The 222-nt window shown below is 81.5% G+C and carries 1 pseudogene; it reads left to right on the top strand.

From position 1 onward, the window contains the following. Positions 1-222, top strand: a pseudogene (locus GTW08_RS14860) (alpha-(1-2)-phosphatidylinositol mannosyltransferase); the annotation flags it as partial.

Below are 222 nucleotides of genomic sequence, written 5' to 3' on the forward strand. Positions count from 1 at the left end.
TCCCCGAGGTCGCCCGGCGCGCCGCGGAGCTGGCCCGCGAGCACGACGCCGGGACCGTCTGGTTCGGCGCGGCCGCGCCGCTGGGGCTGCTCGGCCCGTACCTCCGCCGCCGGGCCGGGGTGGAGCGGGTCGTCGCCACCACGCACGGCCACGAGGTCGGCTGGTCGATGCTGCCCGGCGCGCGCCGGGCGCTGCACCGGATCGGCCGGGACGCCGACGTCG

This window comes from Pseudonocardia sp. SID8383, assembly GCF_009864975.1.
In the GTDB taxonomy this organism is placed as follows: domain Bacteria; phylum Actinomycetota; class Actinomycetes; order Mycobacteriales; family Pseudonocardiaceae; genus Pseudonocardia; species Pseudonocardia alni.